General features: G+C 72.1%; 20 protein-coding genes. 14 read left to right on the top strand and 6 right to left on the bottom strand.

The window, feature by feature from the left end; translation table 11 throughout:
- Positions 1 to 85 precede the first annotated feature (85 nt).
- Entirely contained in the window at positions 86 to 1,576 is a 1,491-nt protein-coding gene (locus AC3EUJ_RS06865) for a chitinase (protein ID WP_431960082.1), read from the bottom strand.
- Positions 1,577 to 1,807: 231 nt separating this feature from the next.
- Here AC3EUJ_RS06865 and AC3EUJ_RS06860 point away from each other — a divergent pair, with 231 nt between their 5' ends.
- The 11 genes from AC3EUJ_RS06860 (at position 1,808) to AC3EUJ_RS06810 (ending at position 10,900) form a co-directional block, all read left to right on the top strand.
- Positions 1,808 to 2,701 (top strand): hypothetical protein, encoded by an 894-nt coding sequence (locus tag AC3EUJ_RS06860; protein WP_431960081.1) that lies wholly within the window; start codon positions 1,808 to 1,810, stop codon positions 2,699 to 2,701.
- A 12-nt stretch (positions 2,702 to 2,713) separates the two neighbouring features.
- A complete protein-coding gene (cpaB, locus tag AC3EUJ_RS06855) occupies positions 2,714 to 3,427 on the top strand; it encodes a Flp pilus assembly protein CpaB (protein ID WP_431960080.1) in 714 nt (237 codons plus the stop codon).
- Positions 3,424 to 4,989, top strand: a complete 1,566-nt coding sequence (locus AC3EUJ_RS06850; protein ID WP_431960079.1) for a CpaE/TadZ family protein — start codon at positions 3,424 to 3,426, stop codon at positions 4,987 to 4,989. Before cpaB ends, AC3EUJ_RS06850 begins: the two co-directional genes overlap by 4 nt.
- Positions 4,986 to 5,375 (top strand): TadE/TadG family type IV pilus assembly protein, encoded by a 390-nt coding sequence (locus AC3EUJ_RS06845; RefSeq protein ID WP_431960078.1) that lies wholly within the window; start codon positions 4,986 to 4,988, stop codon positions 5,373 to 5,375. The genes AC3EUJ_RS06850 and AC3EUJ_RS06845 overlap by 4 nt, the downstream gene beginning before the upstream one ends.
- Entirely contained in the window at positions 5,372 to 6,709 is a 1,338-nt protein-coding gene (locus AC3EUJ_RS06840) for a TadA family conjugal transfer-associated ATPase (protein ID WP_431960077.1), read from the top strand. The genes AC3EUJ_RS06845 and AC3EUJ_RS06840 overlap by 4 nt, the downstream gene beginning before the upstream one ends.
- Positions 6,706 to 7,644, top strand: coding sequence for a type II secretion system F family protein (locus tag AC3EUJ_RS06835; protein ID WP_431960076.1), 939 nt, complete (start codon positions 6,706 to 6,708; stop codon positions 7,642 to 7,644). The genes AC3EUJ_RS06840 and AC3EUJ_RS06835 overlap by 4 nt, the downstream gene beginning before the upstream one ends.
- Before the next feature lie 18 nt (positions 7,645 to 7,662).
- Entirely contained in the window at positions 7,663 to 8,547 is an 885-nt protein-coding gene (locus tag AC3EUJ_RS06830; RefSeq protein WP_431960246.1) for a DUF5936 domain-containing protein, read from the top strand.
- Positions 8,548 to 8,826: 279 nt separating this feature from the next.
- Complete coding sequence (locus tag AC3EUJ_RS06825; protein ID WP_488180946.1) at positions 8,827 to 9,033, top strand: hypothetical protein; 207 nt, start codon at positions 8,827 to 8,829, stop codon at positions 9,031 to 9,033.
- A complete protein-coding gene (locus tag AC3EUJ_RS06820) occupies positions 9,030 to 9,617 on the top strand; it encodes a pilus assembly protein TadG-related protein (RefSeq protein WP_431960244.1) in 588 nt (195 codons plus the stop codon). Before AC3EUJ_RS06825 ends, AC3EUJ_RS06820 begins: the two co-directional genes overlap by 4 nt.
- Positions 9,618 to 9,631: 14 nt before the next feature.
- On the top strand, positions 9,632 to 10,207 hold the full coding sequence (locus AC3EUJ_RS06815) for a hypothetical protein (protein ID WP_431960075.1): 576 nt from the start codon (positions 9,632 to 9,634) through the stop codon (positions 10,205 to 10,207).
- An 81-nt stretch (positions 10,208 to 10,288) separates the two neighbouring features.
- Complete coding sequence (locus tag AC3EUJ_RS06810) at positions 10,289 to 10,900, top strand: OmpA family protein (protein ID WP_431960074.1); 612 nt, start codon at positions 10,289 to 10,291, stop codon at positions 10,898 to 10,900.
- Here the strand turns inward: AC3EUJ_RS06810 and AC3EUJ_RS06805 are convergent.
- From AC3EUJ_RS06805 to AC3EUJ_RS06790, 4 genes are all read right to left on the bottom strand, one after another.
- Entirely contained in the window at positions 10,881 to 11,312 is a 432-nt protein-coding gene (locus tag AC3EUJ_RS06805; protein WP_431960073.1) for an SRPBCC family protein, read from the bottom strand. The two genes, AC3EUJ_RS06810 and AC3EUJ_RS06805, sit on opposite strands and share 20 nt — an antisense overlap.
- The gene (locus AC3EUJ_RS06800; RefSeq protein ID WP_431960072.1) at positions 11,309 to 11,635 is read right to left on the bottom strand and encodes an ArsR/SmtB family transcription factor; all 327 of its coding nucleotides are present in this window, start codon (positions 11,633 to 11,635) and stop codon (positions 11,309 to 11,311) included. The genes AC3EUJ_RS06805 and AC3EUJ_RS06800 overlap by 4 nt, the downstream gene beginning before the upstream one ends.
- A gap of 366 nt (positions 11,636 to 12,001) precedes the next feature.
- Positions 12,002 to 12,283, bottom strand: a complete 282-nt coding sequence (locus AC3EUJ_RS06795) for a hypothetical protein (RefSeq protein WP_431960071.1) — start codon at positions 12,281 to 12,283, stop codon at positions 12,002 to 12,004.
- Positions 12,284 to 12,385: 102 nt separating this feature from the next.
- Positions 12,386 to 12,760 (bottom strand): DUF192 domain-containing protein, encoded by a 375-nt coding sequence (locus AC3EUJ_RS06790; protein WP_431960070.1) that lies wholly within the window; start codon positions 12,758 to 12,760, stop codon positions 12,386 to 12,388.
- Positions 12,761 to 12,807: 47 nt separating this feature from the next.
- Here AC3EUJ_RS06790 and AC3EUJ_RS06785 point away from each other — a divergent pair, with 47 nt between their 5' ends.
- Positions 12,808 to 13,521: a prepilin peptidase gene (locus tag AC3EUJ_RS06785; RefSeq protein WP_431960069.1), complete on the top strand. Its 714-nt coding sequence runs from the start codon at positions 12,808 to 12,810 to the stop codon at positions 13,519 to 13,521.
- 18 nt (positions 13,522 to 13,539) lie between these two features.
- Here AC3EUJ_RS06785 and mgrA read toward each other — a convergent pair whose 3' ends face one another.
- Positions 13,540 to 14,580 (bottom strand): L-glyceraldehyde 3-phosphate reductase, encoded by a 1,041-nt coding sequence (gene mgrA / locus AC3EUJ_RS06780; RefSeq protein ID WP_431960068.1) that lies wholly within the window; start codon positions 14,578 to 14,580, stop codon positions 13,540 to 13,542.
- Positions 14,581 to 14,690: 110 nt separating this feature from the next.
- Between mgrA and AC3EUJ_RS06775 the strand changes: the two genes are divergently transcribed.
- Together AC3EUJ_RS06775 and phoH2 are read left to right on the top strand one after the other, a co-directional pair.
- Positions 14,691 to 15,464: an isoprenyl transferase gene (locus AC3EUJ_RS06775; RefSeq protein WP_431960067.1), complete on the top strand. Its 774-nt coding sequence runs from the start codon at positions 14,691 to 14,693 to the stop codon at positions 15,462 to 15,464.
- A 438-nt stretch (positions 15,465 to 15,902) separates the two neighbouring features.
- Entirely contained in the window at positions 15,903 to 17,222 is a 1,320-nt protein-coding gene (gene phoH2 / locus AC3EUJ_RS06770; protein WP_431960066.1) for an RNA 5'-3' helicase PhoH2, read from the top strand.

The raw sequence follows: 17,222 nt of genomic DNA, 5'->3' as shown, positions 1-17,222 counted from the left end.
GGGCCCGGCGGTCCGACGTGACACCGCGCCCCCGGGGGACGGGACCTCTCCCGGGGGCGCGGTGCGTCGGTGACGGTTCCGCCGGCTACGGCAGCCCGTGCACGTGCGGGCCGACGGTGCCCGAGAAGGCGTTGCCGTTCGTCGCGTCCCAGTTGGTGGACCAGGTCATCGCGCCGCGCAGCCCGGGCCAGGTGGTCGGGGGCTTGAAGGAACCGCAGTTGGTGCCCTTGGTGAGGCAGTCCAGGGCGTTGTTGACGACGGTCGGCGACACGTAGCCGCTGCCCGCCGCCCGGCTGGAGGCCGGCAGGCCGATGCCGACCTGGGAGGGGGCGAGACCGCTCTGCAACTGGATGCAGGCCAGCGCGGTGATGAAGTCGACCGTGCCCTGCGCGTACACCTTGCCGTCGCATCCGTTCATGGTGCCGCTGTTGTAGTACTGGGTGTTGACGACGGTCAGGATGTCCTTGATGTTCAGCGCGGTCTGGAAGTATCCGAAGGACGTCGACTGCATGTCGATGGTCTGCGGGGCCATCGTGATGACCAGCCCGGAGCCGGCCTTGGCCGACAGGGAGCGCAGCGCCTGCGTCATGTAGGTCGCGTTGATCCCGTTCTCCAGGTCGATGTCGACGCCGTCGAAGCCGTACGTCTGCATCAGCGAGAAGACGCTGCCCGCGAAGTTGTTCGCCGAGGTGGAGTCGCTGACGCTGATCGTGCCGTTCTGCCCGCCGACCGAGACGACGACCCTCTTGCCCGCCGCCTTCTTCGCCGCGATGTCGGCCTTGAACTGGCTCACGGAGTAGTCGAGGGCCGGGTCGAGCGTGAAGGAGACCGCGCCGGGCGTGGTCGTGGCGTCGGCGAAGCTGACGGCGATGATGTCGTACTGGGCCGGGACCTGCGCGAGGGTCTGGACGGTCGCTCCGTTGTCGAAGTTCTGCCAGTAGCCGGTCAGCACGTGCTTGGGCAGCGAGCCGCCACCCGTGGGTGTGGGGGTCGGGGTGGGCGTGGGCGTGGGAGTCGGCGTGGGGGTCGGGGTCGGGGTCGGGGTGGGCGTTCCGGTGCCGGCCGCGCCCAGCAGGCTCACGTCGTCGGCGAGGAACGCGGGCTGGGCGTACCAGCCGTGCACGTAGACCGTGACCGAGGTGGTCGTGGCGCCGGTGGTGAAGCCGGTGGACAGCCGCTGGTAGGAGGACGCGGACGGGATCCAGGTGGAGGCCTCGGTCATCCCGGCGCCGGTCGCGCCGAGGTAGACGTAACTGCCCTGGACGAAGGCGCTCAGCTGGTACGTGGAGTTGGGCCGGACGCTGATCGTCTGCGAACAACGGGCGTTGTCCGAGGAGGACGGGGTGGCCTGCAGGGCCTTGCCGCCGCCGTGCACGGGGCTGCTCACGGCGGTGCCGCTGGAGGCGGTGCACGTCCAGCCGGTCAGGCCGCTCTCGAAGCCGCCGTTGGTCACGAGGTCGGGGTCCGCGGCGCCGGCGCTGCCGGACGTGGCGACGAGTCCCGCCACCGACAGGGCGGCGGCGCCGACAACCGCCGCGGCTCTGAGGGCGGTGCGCCGTGCGCGTGCGTGTTCCACTACTGCCTCCTGGGGGCGAGGAGTTGGGCGGGTACGCGAAGGGCCACTCTTGCGTGGACGCAGTTTGGTCCAGACCAATCCTCTGGTCAAGACCTCTGTCGGCGTGCGTAGTCCGGCGCCCGGCGGGTACCACCGACTTCATCAACTGTTCGGCGACTTTCCGCGCTGCTCCGGCTACGCAGGGATAAGCTCTCCGGGCAGGGACTGGGCGGGAGTTCCGGGAGGTCGCGGGTGTCGAGCGTCATAGCGGTCACGGCGGACGATCTCGCGCTCCCGCTGGAGCAGCACGTGATGCGCACCGCCGCCGCCCTGGAGGCGCACGGCCACCTCGTCGTGCTCGTCCCGCCGGAGACCACCGACCCGTTGCGCCGCCGCGTCCACACCGTGCGCGCGGCCCTGGAGGCGGACCGGGTGGCGATCGTCCCGGTCGGCCTGCCGCCGCTGGCCGCCCTCCTCCTGGCCGAGCAGCTGCGTCAGCTCGCCGCCACCGACCTCGGGCCCGGTGTGCTCGCCGGTGCCGCCCGGCTGCTGTCGTACTACCTCCACTCCGGTGCCCTGCTCGGCTCGGTCTCCCGGCTCGACCGGGTGGACGTGCCCGTCGGCGCCCACCTGAAGTCCCTCGTGCCCGGACGGCACTTCGCCGTCCTCGCCCACCCCGAACCGCACCTGTCCGAGGCCCGGCCCGACGCCGTGCCGGCCGGGCCGGCGTTCCTCACCCAGCTGGCCGTCGCGCACGGCCACGGCGTCGACCCCGGCTGGGTCACCGGGCCGCTGGCCCGCGCCTGGCGGAGCCAGGCAGTGCGGGAGGTGCCGCTGCCGGCGGACTCCGCGCGCTGGTGGGGCACCGGCAGGCTCGTGGAGTTCACCGCCTACATCGCCGACGTCGGCGTGCTCTACCAACTGGTCACCTCGGTCCGCCGGGACACCTGCGGCTGGTGCGGCCTGGCGGTCATCGGCGACCGCTGCCTGTTCTGCTCGGCCCCGGTGGACGGGCAGCAGCGCATCCGGCCCCCCGAGCGGCCACGCCAGGTCGTGCACTCCGGACCCCGCGCGCCGTCGCCGGCGCCCAGGGCGTCCCCCGCCCCGCAGGTCTCCCCCCACCAGCACTCGGCACTTGAGCGATAGGGCCCCACCTCTATGAACTCACGTCAGCGTCGCGGCGTCGTCCTCCTCGTGGTCTCCGCGCTGTGCGCGCTCGCCGCCTTCGCCGGGGTCGTCACCGTCATCGGGGACGCCCGTTCCCAGGTCGGGCCGAAGGTGACCGCGTACCGGCTGGCCTCGGACGTGCCGGCGTACGAGGCCGTAGGCCGCTCCCAACTGCAGGAGGTCCGGATACCCGAGCGCTGGCTGCCCGCCACCGCCGTCCGTGACCTCGGCAGGCTGGACGGCAAGATAGCCGCCGTCCCGCTGCACCGCGGCTCCCTGCTGCAGACGGACATGGTCGCCGAGCGGCCCGCGCTGCGGGCCGGGCAGATGGAGATCGCGATCATGATCGACGCGGAGACCGGCGTCGCCGGGAAGATCACCCCGGGGGCGCGGGTCAACATCTTCGCCACCTTCGCACCGCGCAGGGACACCGACCCCGAGGTCTCGAAGATCATCGTCGCGGGCGCCCGGGTCATCGACGTCGGCGAGATCAAGGCCTTCGACACCGGGAGCGACAACCGCCGCGTCAGCAGCCAGGGAGTCCCCATCACCTTCGCCCTCGGCGCCGCCGACGCCCAGCGGGTCGCCTTCGCCGAGTCCTTCGCCCGGCACGTACGCCTCGCGCTCGTCGCCCCGGGGGACGCGACCGCCCCCTCCGAACGCGACCGCACCTACACCCTCGGCCGTGACGGAGCCGCCTCGTGACCGGCGTCCGCATCGTGTCGGGCACCCCCGACCCCGACACCGCCCGCGCCCTGACCGGGGTCCTCCACCAGCTGCCGGGAGCCGAACCCGGGCCCGCGCTGCCGGACTCCACCACCCTGCTGGACGTCCTCGCGCGTGCCGCCGAGACCGGGGTCGACGAACTGCCCGAGGTCGTCGTCGTCCACGACCGCATCACACCGGTGCCCGCGCTCGAGGTCATCCGCGAGATCGCGCTGCGCTTCCCCGCGGTCGGCGTCATCCTGCTCACCGCCGACCCGAGCCCCGCCGTCCTGTCCGGCGCCATGGACGCGGGCGCGCGCGGCGTCGCCGGGGTTCCGCTGTCGTACGACGAACTCGGCGCCCGCGTCGAGGCGGCGGCCGCCTGGGCGGTCGGTGTACGGCGCCACCTCAGCCCCCAGCAGCCCGCGCTGCCCGCCGTGCCAGGGGGCCGGCTGGTCGCCGTCGCCGGAGCGAAGGGCGGGGTCGGCACCACCGTCGTCGCCGTCCAGCTCGCCCTCGCCGCGCGGGCCGCCGGCAGGTCCACCGCCCTGGTCGACCTCGACCTCCAGGGCGGTGATGTCGCCTCCTACCTCGACGTCCAGTTCCGCCGCTCCGTCGCCGACCTCGCGGACATCGCCGACGTGACCACCCGCGTGCTGCAGGACGCCATGTACCTCCACGAGTCCGGGCCCGCGCTGCTGCTCGCGCCCGGCGAGGGCGAACGCGGCGAGGAGGTCACCGACCGCGCCGCCCGCCATGTGCTGCACGCCCTGCGGCAGCGGTACGAGGTCGTGGTCGTCGACTGCGGCACCCAGATGACCGGCGCCAACGCGGCCGCCGTGGAGACCGCCGACACCGCGCTGCTGGTCACCACGCCCGACGTGGTCGCCGTGCGCGCCGCCAAGCGCATGGTGCGCATGTGGGACCGGCTGCAGATCCGCAAGCCCCAGGACGTCGTCGTCGCCGTCAACCGGCACACCCGCGGCAGCGAGATCCAGCCCTCGCTGATCGCCCGCATCACCGGCACCCGGATCGCCTCCGCCGTGGTCCCCGCCGCCTTCCGCGAACTGCAGGCGGTGGTGGACGCCGGACGGCTCCAGGACCTGGACAACCGCTCCAGCGTCAAGCAGGGCGTGTGGACGCTCGCCGCGGAGATCGGCCTCACCGGGCCGGGGCACGCCGTGACACCCCGCAAGGGCCGCCGCGGCCGCGGTGAACAGGGCCAGGTCACCCTGGAGACACTGGGCATGACACCGCTGATCCTGCTGGTGCTCGTCCTGGTCTGGCAGGCGGTGCTCACCGGCTACACCTTCACCCTCGCCGGTCACGCCGCCGACCGGGCCGCCCGCGCGGCGGCGGTCGGGGAGGACGCCCGGGCGGCGGCGGCCGGCGACCTGCCGGGCGCGTGGACGATCGACGGCTTCGGCACCACCGGATCCGACGGGATGGTCACGGTGGACGTCGGGCTCAAGGTCCCCGTCCTCTTCCCCGGCGCGATCGACTTCCCGTTGACCGTCCACGGCCACGCCTCGGCCGTCGACGAAGAGGCGGGCACGCCGTGACGGCCCGGACCCGGCGGTCACGCGACCGGGGCAGCGCCTCCCTGGAGTTCCTGGGGATGCTGCCGATCCTGCTACTGGTCGCCCTCGCCGGCGTGCAGTTGGGCCTCGCCGCCTACACCGCCGCCCAGGCCGGCACGGCCGCCCGTGCCGCCGCGCGCATGGCGGCGCTGCACGACCCTCCGGTCACCGGCTCCGCCGCGGGCACGGAGGCGGTGAGTTCCTGGCTGCGGGACGGTACGCGGGTGAGCACCACCGGCGACACGGGGGACTCGGTGCGGGCGACGGCGACCGTGGAGATCCCGTCGGTGCTCCCGGGCCTGCGCCCCGGCTCCGTCACCCGGACCGCCACGATGCCCAGGGAGGACGACGAAGGGGCCGACGAATGAGCCTGCGCGACCGCATCGCCGCGAACGAGGACAACGCCCCGCAGACGCAGGAGGGCCACCTCGTCGCCGTCTACCGGGCCAAGCTCCTCCAGGAGATCGACCTCGCCGAGATGTCGGCGCTCGCCGCAGCCGAGCGCCGGGTGCGTCTGGAACGCGTCCTCGGCCACATCATCAGCCGCGAGGGCCCGGTGCTCTCCACCCAGGAGCGCACCGGCATCATCCGCCGGGTCGTGGACGAGGCCCTGGGCCTGGGCATCCTCGAACCGCTGCTGGAGGACGCCTCCATCACCGAGATCATGGTCAACGGCCCGGACCGGATCTACATCGAGCGCGCCGGCCGGGTGGAGCCCGTCGCCGCCCGCTTCAGCAGCCCCGAGCAGCTGCTGCAGACCATCGAGCGGATCGTCTCCACCGTCAACCGCCGGGTGGACGAGTCGAATCCGATGGTGGACGCCCGCCTGCCCTCCGGCGAGCGCGTCAACGTCATCATCCCGCCGCTGTCGCTGACCGGCCCCGTCCTCACCATCCGCCGCTTCCCCCGCGCGTACGCCCTGCACGAGCTGATCGGCCTCGGCACCCTCGACGAGCACATGCTGATGCTGCTCTCCGCGCTCGTGCGGGCCAGGTTCAACATCATCGTCAGCGGTGGCACCGGCTCGGGCAAGACCACGCTGCTCAACGCCCTGTCCGGGCTCATCCCGGACGGCGAGCGCATCATCACCGTCGAGGACGCCGCCGAACTCCAGCTCCAGCAGGAGCACGTCGTACGTCTGGAGAGCCGGCCCCCCAACGTCGAGGGACAGGGCCGGATCACCATCCGCGACCTCGTGCGGAACTCGCTGCGCATGCGCCCCGACCGGATCATCGTCGGTGAGGTCCGCGGCGGCGAGACCCTCGACATGCTGCAGGCCATGTCGACCGGCCACGACGGCTCCCTGGCCACCGTGCACGCCAACTCCGCCGAGGACGCGGTGCTCAGGCTGCAGACGCTGGCCTCAATGTCGGAGGTGAAGATCCCCTTCGAGGCGCTGCGCGACCAGATCAACAGCGCCGTCGACGTCATCGTCCAGCTGCGCCGCGACGTCGACGGCACCCGCAGGATCGCCGAGATCGCCGTGCTGTCCTCACGCGGCCGCGACACCTTCCGGCTGACCACCGCGACGCGCTTCCGCGCCGAGCCCATGGGGCCCGACCGGATCGTGCGGGGCTGGTTCCACCACCAGCCCGTACCGCGTGAACTGGCCGAACGCTTCCACCTGGTGGGGGAGTCGGTGCCGGCGGCCTTCGGGATCGGCGAGACCGAGCTGGAGCTGTCGAGCAGGGAGGCAAAGTGAACACGCCAACCTTGGCCCTGGCCGTGCTCGGCGTGACCGGCCTCGCGCTGGTGCTGGGCGTCTGGGGCCTGCATGCCTGGAGCGGCGGGCGCGCCGACCGTGCCGCGCTCGTCGACCGGCTGGCCGACGTCCCGGCCGCGGAACGGCGCGCCGTGCCCTTCGCCGGCCTGGACCGGCGGGTCCGGCGCACGGCCTGGGGCCGCCGGCTGGGCACCCGGCTCGCCGCCACCGGCACCGACCTGACTCCGGGGCAGTTCACCGCCGCCGCCATCGGGGTGGTCGGCGGCGCCTGGCTGGTCGCCGACGTCGTGCTGGCCCCCTTCTTCGGACCGATCGCCGCGCTCCTGGCGGCCTGGGCGGTCAGCTCCTTCCTCGGCTGGCGGCGACGGGTGCGCACCGAGCGCTTCATCGCCCAGCTGCCCGAACTTGCCCGCGTCCTGGCCAACGCCACCCAGGCCGGACTCGCCCTGCGCACCGCCGTCGGCATGGCGGCGGAGGAACTGGAGGCCCCGGCCGGCGAGGAACTGCGGAAGGTCGCCGACGCCATGACGCTCGGGCACTCCATCGAGGACGCCCTGGCCGAACTGCGGGAGCGGCTGCCCAGCCGGGAACTGGTGGTCCTGGTCTCCACGCTCGTCCTGTCGTCCCGGGCCGGCGGCTCGGTGGTGGAGTCGCTGCGGAACCTGACGGTGACCCTGGAGGAGCGCAAGGAGACCCGGCGCGAGATCCGCACCCAGATGTCCCAGGTCACGGTCACCGCGTACGCCGTCCCCGTCATCGGCGTCGGCTCGCTGCTGCTGCTGGACCGGATCATGCCGGGCTCGCTGGGCGCGATGACCGGCTCCGGGGCCGGACGGATCGCCGTGCTCGTGGCGCTGGGCCTGTACGTCGTCGGCTTCGCGCTCATCCGCCGCATGTCGCGGATCGACGTGTGAGGGGGTGGGGGACCTTTGATCACCGTCGCGCTGGCCGCCGTCGCCGCCCTCGGAGTGGTGGGTGTCTGCTACGGCATCGGTATCTACCGCTCCGAGGTCAAGCTGCCCAGCGACCTCCAACTGGCCCTGGAGGTCGGGCAGACCCGCACCACCAGGGTCGGCAACGCCGTCGACCGCCTCGGGATGCGCTGGGCGCCCCTGGTGCTGCGCCTCATGGGCCCGGCCCGGGTCAACCGGATCCGCACCCGCATCGACCACGCGGGCCACCCCTACGGCCTCACCGTCGACCGCTACGCCGCCCGCCGCGCCGTCTACGGCGCCCTCGGCGCCCTCGCGGCCCTGGTGCTCCTCCAGGCCGGCCACTGGTTCGCCGCCCTCCTGATGGTCGCCTACGGCCTGGGCTGGACGGACCTCGGCATCCGGCTCGCCATCCGCAGGCGCCGCGACGAGATCGAGCGCACGCTCCCGGACTTCCTCGACGTCCTCGCGGTGGTGGTGAGCGCCGGCCTCGGGTTCCGCCAGGCCCTCGAACGCGTCGCCTCCGTCTACAAAGGCCCCTGGAGCGACGAGATCCGGATCGCCCTGCGCCAGATGGACGTCGGCGTCAGCCGCCGTGACGCCTTCGACCAACTGCGCAGGCGCAACGGCAGCGAGCAGGTGGGGCAGTTCGTCACGGCCCTGCAGCAGGGCGAGGAACTGGGCGCGCCCATCGCCCGCACGCTGCTCCAGATCGCCACGGACATGCGGCGCACCGAGGCCCAGAACGCCCGCCGCCGCGCGGCCCGCACCGTGCCGCGCGCGACCGGCGTGATCACCACGCTCCTCGTCCCCGCCACGATGATCCTGCTGATGACCGGCACGATCCTCGGGTCGCGCATCAACTTCGGCGACCTGCTGGGGTGATGGGGGTGACGAGGCCATGAACGCATGTCCGGTGCGGGTGGTGGGTAGTGACGGGAGCCGCCATATTGGGTGCGGAGCCCACGGTTGCGGAGTACATTTGCAGTCGCAACCATATTTGCACCTGCAATCAGGCACGGATCGCAGTGGGTTGACCCGATGGGAGGCGGTACGCCGTGGACCTCACCGGCACCCCACCCGCCCGCGGCGATAGCCAGACCCCGGCCGACGCAAGGGGCGCGGCCGGCGTACGTCACGTGACTACGGTTTGGGGCACGGAAGATGAGCAGGTGGGTTGTGAAGCGACTGACCGCGCTGCGCACGCGCATGCGCGTCCGCGACGAGGCGGGGCAGACGTCGTTCGAGTACCTGGGCATCGCGGTGGTGATCGCGGTCATCATCGGCGTGCTGGCCGGGACGACGGACATCGGCACCACGGTCCTCAACGGCATACTCGACAAGATCCAGGACATCATCGACGCCGGCTGAGCAGTCGCGGTCGCGGCGACGGCGGTCAGACGCTCGGCATCTACATCGTGGCCGTCGCTGCGTTGTTCTTCCTCGCCTTTGCCTACTTCGCCGTTGGTCAGGCAGCCTCCGTACGTAACATCGCGCAGACGGCGGCCGACGCGTCGGCCCTGGCGGCAGCGCGGGAGGTCAGGGACAGCGTTCGGGAGCCTTTCCTCGATGCCCTGGAGGCGGGGGACCTGGACCAACTACAGGATCTGCTGGCGTTGAACGGGATGACACCCGGCAACGCGTGCAGCGCGGCGGCGACCTATGCCGGTCAGAACAGAGCGGTCGTCGACGAGTGCGATATCGGCGGCCCGGGTGGCGTCGCGGTCGCCCTCCACACCTCCGGCACGGTCGGCAAGTCGGTCGTGCCGGGCACCGAGTCGATGAACGCGCGGGCCACCGCAACAGCAGTCGTCGAAAGCCGGTGCGTTGTCGACGACAAGGACGGCGACGAGATCACGTTCATCTGCGACGGGGACGAAGTGACCGTGGACCCGACGGCCGACGATTTCGATCTGAACCTGGCGGAGTTCTACTCCGTCCATCTCAGCGAGTGAGGAACGGGGGACCGATGCGTATCCAGAAGCAGGGACCGGCCGCAATCGCCGTCACCGTGGCCCTCGCCGCCGTCCTGGTGGGCTGCGGTGGCGGAGGTGACGAAGGAAAGGCCACAGCCTCGCCGTCCGTCAAGACGAGTGCGTCGAGCGGTTCGGAAAAGTCCACCCCCGCGTCTCCGGGCGAGTCGACCCAGGTCTTGGCCCAGATGAAGGGTGAGAAGGGCATCACGGTCACGGTTAATGAGGCGTCCCGGGACTCGGGAGGCTTTGTGACGGTGAAGGGAGCGATCACGAACAACGGGGCGGATTCGTTCAACGCCACGAACTGGATCGGTCAGGAACTCGCGGTCGCCAAGTCCGGAGCGTCCGTGGCCGGCGCCGTATTGGTCGACGCGGTCGGCAAGAAGCGCTACTACGTGCTCCGCGACACCGACGGCATCTGCCTCTGCACGACCAAGCTGATCGGCATCCGGCCCGAGGAGACGAGGCCGTTCTTCGCCCAGTTCCCGGCGCCGCCGGAAGGCACCACCGAGGTGGAGTTCCAGCTGCCGACGATGCCCCCGGCCAAGATCACGATCTCGGAGGGGTGAGCCGTGCCCCGTCCCCGTCCGCATCCCCGTCCGCATCCCCGTCTCCATTCCCGTCCGCATCCCCGCCCCGGCGTCGCGGCCGTGCTCGGCCTCGCGCTCGTGCTCACGCCGCTGACCGCCGCGACCGCGCGGGCGGACGACGATCCGACGGCGCAGCCCACCCCGTCCGCGCCCACGAAGGTGGACGCGGACGACCCGGACCTGCGGCTGCCCGAGGGGGCGACGCTGGCGCCGCCGAAGGTGCTGGACATCGTCTCCGTGACGGACGCGTCGTCCTCCGAGGACGCCTCGGCCGACGACGGCGAGGAGCGGCACGAGGAGTCGAACTCCTCCGTCACCTACGCCCTCCAGGCGGACGTCCTGTTCGGCAAGGACAGCGCCAAGCTGAACGCGGCGGCCACCGCGCGGATCAAGGCCATCGCGGCCGACATCGATGCCAAGGGCGTCACGCAGCCGATCCGGGTGTTCGGCTTCACGGACGACCTCGGCTCGTACGAGCACGGCAAGGTGCTGTCCAAGAAGCGGGCCGACGCCGTGTACAAGATCCTCGCGGAGGAGCTCGGTTCCCTCGGCAACTCCGGTCATTCGTTCCAGGTGCGCGGCTACAGCGAGGACTACCCGATCGCCGACAACTCCAGCGAGGCGGGCCGCAAGCAGAACCGCCGTGTGGAGATCACGTTCCGTCCGTCGTAGCGCCGCCGCCCAGCAGCTTCGCCAGGCCGCCGACGACGTGGGGCCAGCCCTCGCCCATGCCCTCGAGGGCGGTCCTGCCGAGCGGGGAGTCGAGGTCGAAGCCCTCATGGGTGAGGAAGAGGCGGGTGCCGGCACCCTCCGGCTCCAGGCGCCAGGTGACGGTCGTGTCGAGCGTGCCCTCGGCGAAGCTGTAGCGCAGCAGGCGTTCCGGCTCGACGGCGAGCACCTCGCAGGGCTGCAGGCCCCAGTGCCCCATGTCGAGGGTGAAGCGGTGGCCGACCACCGGGCGCACGTCGCCGGCTGCCCACCACCGGGCGTGCAGATGGGGGTCGGTGAGGGCCTGCCAGACGGTGGCGGGGGAGTGGGGGAGGAACTGGTCGAGGTGGATCTCGGCGGGTTCGGGGGTCGTCATGTCGGGTCTTCCTTGGTGGGTTGTTCGTCGAGGAGGTCGCGCAGCGAGTGGAGCCGTGCGCGCCAGTAGTGCTCGAAGGGGTGGAGCCACTCGCCCACCTCGGCGAGCGGCTCCGGTGCCAGGTGGTAGAACCGCTGCCGGCCGCGGGGCTCCTCGCGGACGAGGCCGGCCTGGCGGAGCACTTGCAGGTGCTCGGAGACCGCGGGCCGGCTCAGCTCGAAGCGGCCGGCGAGGTCGTTGACCGCGCGCGGACCGTCCCGCAGGGATTCGAGGAGCCGGCGCCTTACGGGGTTGGCGAGTGCGCTGAAGACGTCGGTGGCCACACCGCACAATACGTCGGAAAATTCCGACGCGTCAATCGAGGCGCCTTGTCACGGTCGACCGAACGCCTCACCCGCCCGGGTGAGGCGCGGCGGCAGGGCCCTTCGATTCCGCGCCGAAGGCCTGGTGCGTTCCGTGACGAAGTGTGCGCGGTGCGGATGTGGCACGGGTGAGCAAGTCGCCTCATTCGCGGCTGTTCGGACTAATCGACCGGCGGCCGCGCGACATCTTCGAGGGAACCTTCACATCTCCCTCATGACCTTGGACCTGGAGAGCGCTTCCGGCGCGGTACCTTGGAACCCCCCCCTCGGGCCGGTCCGCTCTCCCCCCTGCGGACCGGCCCGTCTTTTTTCCCGCGCCCTACTCCGTCAGGAGGGCCGCACGCGTGCCAGGAACAGATCCGGTCGCTCGTTGTGCGCCTCGTGAGCCGCGGGCAGGGTCGCGTACACGGCGCCGGGCGGCAGCACACGGCGGGCCCGGCGGCCGTCGGTGAGCACAGGGAGCAGCGGATCGCGGCGGCCCCACAACACCAGGACGGGCGGGACGACCCCGGGCAGGACCCCGGTCAGTCCGAAACCGGGCGAGGCGAAGGCGCGCCACAGGGCGCAGTGGACCGCGAGCCGGCCGGCGTCGGCATGGACGCGGCGCACGCGGTCGTCCGGGCGCGTTGTGCTGTCTCCGGGGGCGTGCGGGTCGCCGACGCCTTCGGCGGCGTCGCTGATCCGACCGCCTTCGGCGGCGAGGGCGTGTCGTCAGGCCCGCGTCTCCAGGGTCACCGTCGTACCCGGGACCAGGCCCCAGGCCGCCATCGCGCCCGCCTCCGCCTCCAGTACGTGGCGGGCCCGCAGCCGCGGGCGGCCCAGCCGGCGGGGCGGCATGGTGCGGACGGCGAGGACCCGCAGCCGTCGGTCGAGGTAGGCGACGTCGATGGCGAAGCGCATGCCCAGGGTGTGCACGCTCGCGGCGGGGGTGAGCAGCAGCGCCCCGGTGATCCCCGTACGGCCCAGCAGCCCCCGGGCGCGGGCGCGGTAGGAGGCCGCGATCTCCAGCGGTATCCCGGCACCCTCCCTGCCTCCGCCGCCGGCGAGGCGGAGCAGGCCGGTCCCGTCGCGGCGGCGGTCACCCATGCGGCTCAAGTCCCTTCGCGTGGTGCGCCCGTGTACGGTCGGGCCCGATGCATGTCTATCCGATCGCCGCGGCCGTCGTATGGGGAACCGCCGTGGGGCTCGCCCTGCCGCGTGCGGCGTACCGGCTGTCCGTCGCGCCGGAGCTGCCCTGGCGAACCCGGTGCCCGGCGGACCTGCCCTACCCGGCCGGCTGGCGCGGCTGGTGGGGGCCGGTGCGCAACGCCGGGACCCCTGCCGCCGGGTGGCGCTGCGCACTGGTGACCGCGATGGTGTGCGCGGTGGTGGCGGCGGGCACCGGGCCGCGGCCCGAACTGACGGTGTGGCTGCTGCTCGTCCCGCTCGGAGTGCTGCTCGCCCGCGTCGACCTGACGGTGCTGCGGCTCCCGGACGTGCTGACGCTGCCCGCCGCCGCGGGGACGGCGGCGCTGCTGGGGGCGGCCGCGCTGCTCCCGGGCCACCAGGGCTCGTGGCTCCGGGCGCTGCTGGGGGCGGCCGCGCTGGGGCTGTTCTACCTCGCCCTGCACCTGGTCAACCCCGACGGCATGGGCTTCGGCGACGTCAAACTCGCTCCCACCGCGGGCATGGTCCTCGCCTGGTACGGCTGGGGGACGCTCGTCGCCGGCACCTTCGCGGCCTTCGCGCTGGGCGCGGTCACCGGCCTGGTGCTGCTGGCGGCCCGGCGTGCCGAGCGCCGAACGCCGCTGCCCTTCGGGCCGTTCATCCTGGCCGGCGCCCTGGCCGGACCGCTGCTGCCGTCCTGACCGGGGCGCCCGCCGTCGTCACGCGTCGCTGCTGCGGGACCAGAGGTTGACGCCCGACTCGAGGGCGAACTCGTCGATCTCGGCGAGCTCCTCGGCCGTCAGCGGGGCGGCGCCCACCGCCGCGACGTTGGCCTCCAGCTGGGCGACGCTCGACGCCCCGATGAGGGCCGAGGTGACCCGCCTGTCGCGCAGCACCCAGCTCAGCGCGAGCTGCGCCAGCGACTGGCCGCGCCGGGCGGCGATGTCGTTGAGTCCACGCAGCCGCCGCACGACCTCGTCGGTGATCAGGGTGGGGTCGAGGGACTTGCCCTGGGCGGCCCGGGAGCCCTCGGGAATGCCGTTCAGGTACTTGTCCGTCAGCAGGCCCTGGGCCAGGGGGACGAAGGGGATGCAGCCCATGCCCTCCTCGTCCAGGACGTCCAGCAGCCCGTCGTCCTCGACCCAGCGGTTGATCATGGAGTAGGAGGGCTGGTGGATCAGCGCCGGCACACCCATCTGGCGCAGCAGCCCGGCGGCCTCGCGGGTGCGCTGCGCGCTGTAGGAGGAGATGCCGACGTAGAGTGCCTTGCCCTGGTGGACGGCGGACGCGAGGGCGCCCATCGTCTCCTCCAGCGGCGTGTCGGGGTCGAAGCGGTGCGAGTAGAAGATGTCGACGTAGTCCAGGCCCATGCGGCCCAGGGACTGGTCGAGGGAGGAGAGCAGGTACTTGCGGCTGCCCCACTCGCCGTACGGGCCGGGCCACATGTCGTACCCCGCCTTGGTCGAGATGACCAGTTCGTCGCGGTAGGGCCGGAAGTCCTGGGCGAGGATGGTCCCGAAGTTGCTCTCGGCGGAACCGTAGGGCGGGCCGTAGTTGTTGGCCAGGTCGAAGTGGGTGACGCCGAGGTCGAAGGCGCGGCGCAGGATGGCGCGCTGGGAGTCGAGCGTGCGGTCGTCGCCGAAGTTGTGCCAGAGCCCGAGGGAGATCTCGGGGAGCTTCAGGCCGCTGCGGCCGGTACGGCGGTACGCCATCGCGTCGTAGCGCTCGTCGGCGGCGCGGTAGAGAGAACGAATATCCACAGAAGCGGTCCTATCACGACGGTGGTCCACAGCTTCGCACCCGGTTCGGCGGCCCGCGGACAGGCGCAGTAGGGTGGCGAGGGGGTGACGACCGCAGGAGGGGCCCGCCAATGAATCTGCGCGACCTGGTACGTCTCAGGTTGACCGACCTGTACGCCCACCGGGTGGAGCGTCGGCTGGACCTGTCCCAGGCTCCGAAGCACATCGGCGTCATCCTCGACGGCAACCGTCGCTGGGCCAAGGCCGCGGCACGGACGACGGAGCAGGGCCACCGGGCCGGGGCGGACAAGATCACCGAGGTCCTCGGCTGGTGCGAGGAGACCGGCGTCGGGGTCGTCACGCTCTGGCTGCTCTCCACGGACAACCTGGACCGCCCGGCGAAGGAACTCGTCCCGCTGCTCGGCATCATCGAGGACGCGGTCAGCGGCCTCGCCGCGACCGGCCGCTGGCGCGTCCACCACGTCGGCGCGAAGGACCTGCTGCCCGCGCGCACCCAGTCCGTCCTCAAGGAGGCCGAACAGGCCACGGAGGACGTCGAGGGCATACTCGTCAACGTGGCCGTGGGCTACGGCGGCCGCCAGGAGATCGCCGACGCGGTCCGCTCCCTCCTTCACGAGCACGCCGGCCGCGGCACCTCCATCGAGGACCTCGCGGAGATCCTCGACATCGACCACATCGCGGAGCACCTCTACACCCGCGGCCAGCCCGACCCCGACCTCGTCATCCGCACCTCCGGCGAGCAGCGCCTGTCGGGCTTCATGCTGTGGCAGAGCGCGCATTCGGAGTACTACTTCTGCGAGGTGTTCTGGCCGGCGTTCCGTCGGGTGGACTTCCTGCGGGCGTTGCGTGACTACGCGGCGCGGCACCGGCGGTACGGGGCCTGAGCGCGGGCCCCGGTTCCCGGGGTCACCCGAACGGCCCCGCCGGGGAGAGATGCGCCACACCGGGGTTGCGGCGAACGGCCGAAGCGCCGGTGGCCGGATAACGTCCCGGCGACGGGCGTGGAAACATCGGGCTGCCGGGCGGCAAGGGTAGAGCCCGGGCCAACACCTGTCATATGCAGTCGCATAGGCCTCCACTTTCGAGGGAATAGACCCGTCAGACCGACATCCGGCCCATGGATGTCGGACAGAAGCGGACGGCACCTGGCCCGTCCGCCCGGGAGGCCCTTTGCTCACGGACGTGCCGTTGTCAACCCTTGACTCGGACGGCATTGACCGCGTCGACTCGAAGGGTCGCGGTCCGGCCCTCGTGGTCGGTCCCGGCCCTGTCCCGCGCGACGCCGTCGCACCCGCACCTCTTCCGAGGGGGTTCGTCCACACGTGGTGACCAGCAAGAATCGCCGTGAGCACGACCGGCGCACTTACGTACTCGACACCAGCGTGCTGCTTGCCGACCCGCATGCCCTCCTCCGCTTCGACGAGCACGAGGTGGTCCTGCCGGTCGTGGTGGTGACCGAGTTGGAAGCCAAGCGCCACCACCCCGAGCTCGGCTACTTCGCCCGCCAGGCGTTGCGGCTGCTCGACGAGTACCGGATCCGGTACGGGCGGCTGGACGCACCCATCCCGACCGGCGAGCTGGGCGGCACCCTGCGCGTCGAACTGAACCACTCGGACCCGGGCGTGCTGCCCGCGGGGTTCCGGCTGGGCGACAACGACTCGCGGATCCTGGCCGTGGCCCGGAACCTCCAGGCCGAGGGGTACGACGTCACCGTCGTCTCCAAGGACCTGCCGCTGCGCGTCAAGGCCTCCTCCGTCGGCCTGCTGGCCGAGGAGTACCGGGCCGAGCTGGCGATCACCTCCGGCTGGACGGGGATGCACGAACTGCAGGTCGCGGCCCAGGAGGTGGACGAGCTCTTCCAGTCGGAGACCGTCGACCTGCCCGACGTGGCCGGACTGCCGGTGCACACCGGCCTGGTCCTGCAGTCCGAGCGCGGCAAGGCGCTCGGCCGCGTGACGGCCGACGGCCGGGTCCGGCTGGTGCGCGGCGACCGGGAGGCCTTCGGCATCCACGGCCGCAGCGCCGAGCAGCGGATCGCGTTGGACCTGCTGCTCGACCCAAACGTCGGCATCGTGTCGATGGGCGGCCGGGCCGGCACCGGCAAGTCGGCGCTGGCGCTGTGCGCGGGGCTGGAGGCGGTGCTGGAGCGTCAGCAGCACCAGAAGGTCATGGTCTTCCGGCCGCTGTACGCCGTGGGCGGTCAGGAGCTCGGCTATCTGCCGGGCACCGAGGCGGAGAAGATGAGCCCGTGGGCCCAGGCGGTCTTCGACACCCTGGGCGCGGTGACGTCGAAGGAGGTCATCGAGGAGGTCGTGGCGCGCGGCATGCTGGAGGTCCTGCCCCTCACGCACATCCGGGGCCGCTCCCTGCACGACGCCTTCGTGATCGTCGACGAGGCTCAGTCCCTCGAGCGCAACGTCCTGCTGACCGTGTTGTCCCGTATCGGGCAGAATTCCCGAGTTGTTCTGACTCATGACGTCGCTCAGCGCGACAATCTGAGGGTGGGTCGGTACGACGGCGTGGTCGCCGTCGTCGAGAAGCTCAAGGGCCACCCGCTGTTCGCACACATCACCCTGACCCGCTCCGAGCGCTCGCCGATCGCCGCGCTCGTGACGGAGATGCTGGAGGACGGCCGGGCGTAA

Source organism: Actinacidiphila sp. bgisy160, from assembly GCF_057707815.1.
This window is presented reverse-complemented; position numbering and strand designations above follow the sequence as displayed.

Bases quoted from the DNA above. Each gene is read 5' to 3' on its own strand.
- AC3EUJ_RS06840 (WP_431960077.1), top strand. From the start codon at position 5,372: ATGAGCCTGCGCGACCGCATCGCCGCGAACGAGGACAACGCCCCGCAG.
- AC3EUJ_RS06825 (WP_488180946.1), top strand. From the start codon at position 8,827: ATGAGCAGGTGGGTTGTGAAGCGACTGACCGCGCTGCGCACGCGCATG.
- AC3EUJ_RS06805 (WP_431960073.1), bottom strand. From the start codon at position 11,312: ATGACGACCCCCGAACCCGCCGAGATCCACCTCGACCAGTTCCTCCCC.
- AC3EUJ_RS06790 (WP_431960070.1), bottom strand. From the start codon at position 12,760: ATGGGTGACCGCCGCCGCGACGGGACCGGCCTGCTCCGCCTCGCCGGC.
- AC3EUJ_RS06785 (WP_431960069.1), top strand. From the start codon at position 12,808: ATGCATGTCTATCCGATCGCCGCGGCCGTCGTATGGGGAACCGCCGTG.
- AC3EUJ_RS06815 (WP_431960075.1), top strand. From the start codon at position 9,632: ATGCGTATCCAGAAGCAGGGACCGGCCGCAATCGCCGTCACCGTGGCC.
- AC3EUJ_RS06775 (WP_431960067.1), top strand. From the start codon at position 14,691: ATGAATCTGCGCGACCTGGTACGTCTCAGGTTGACCGACCTGTACGCC.
- cpaB (WP_431960080.1), top strand. From the start codon at position 2,714: ATGAACTCACGTCAGCGTCGCGGCGTCGTCCTCCTCGTGGTCTCCGCG.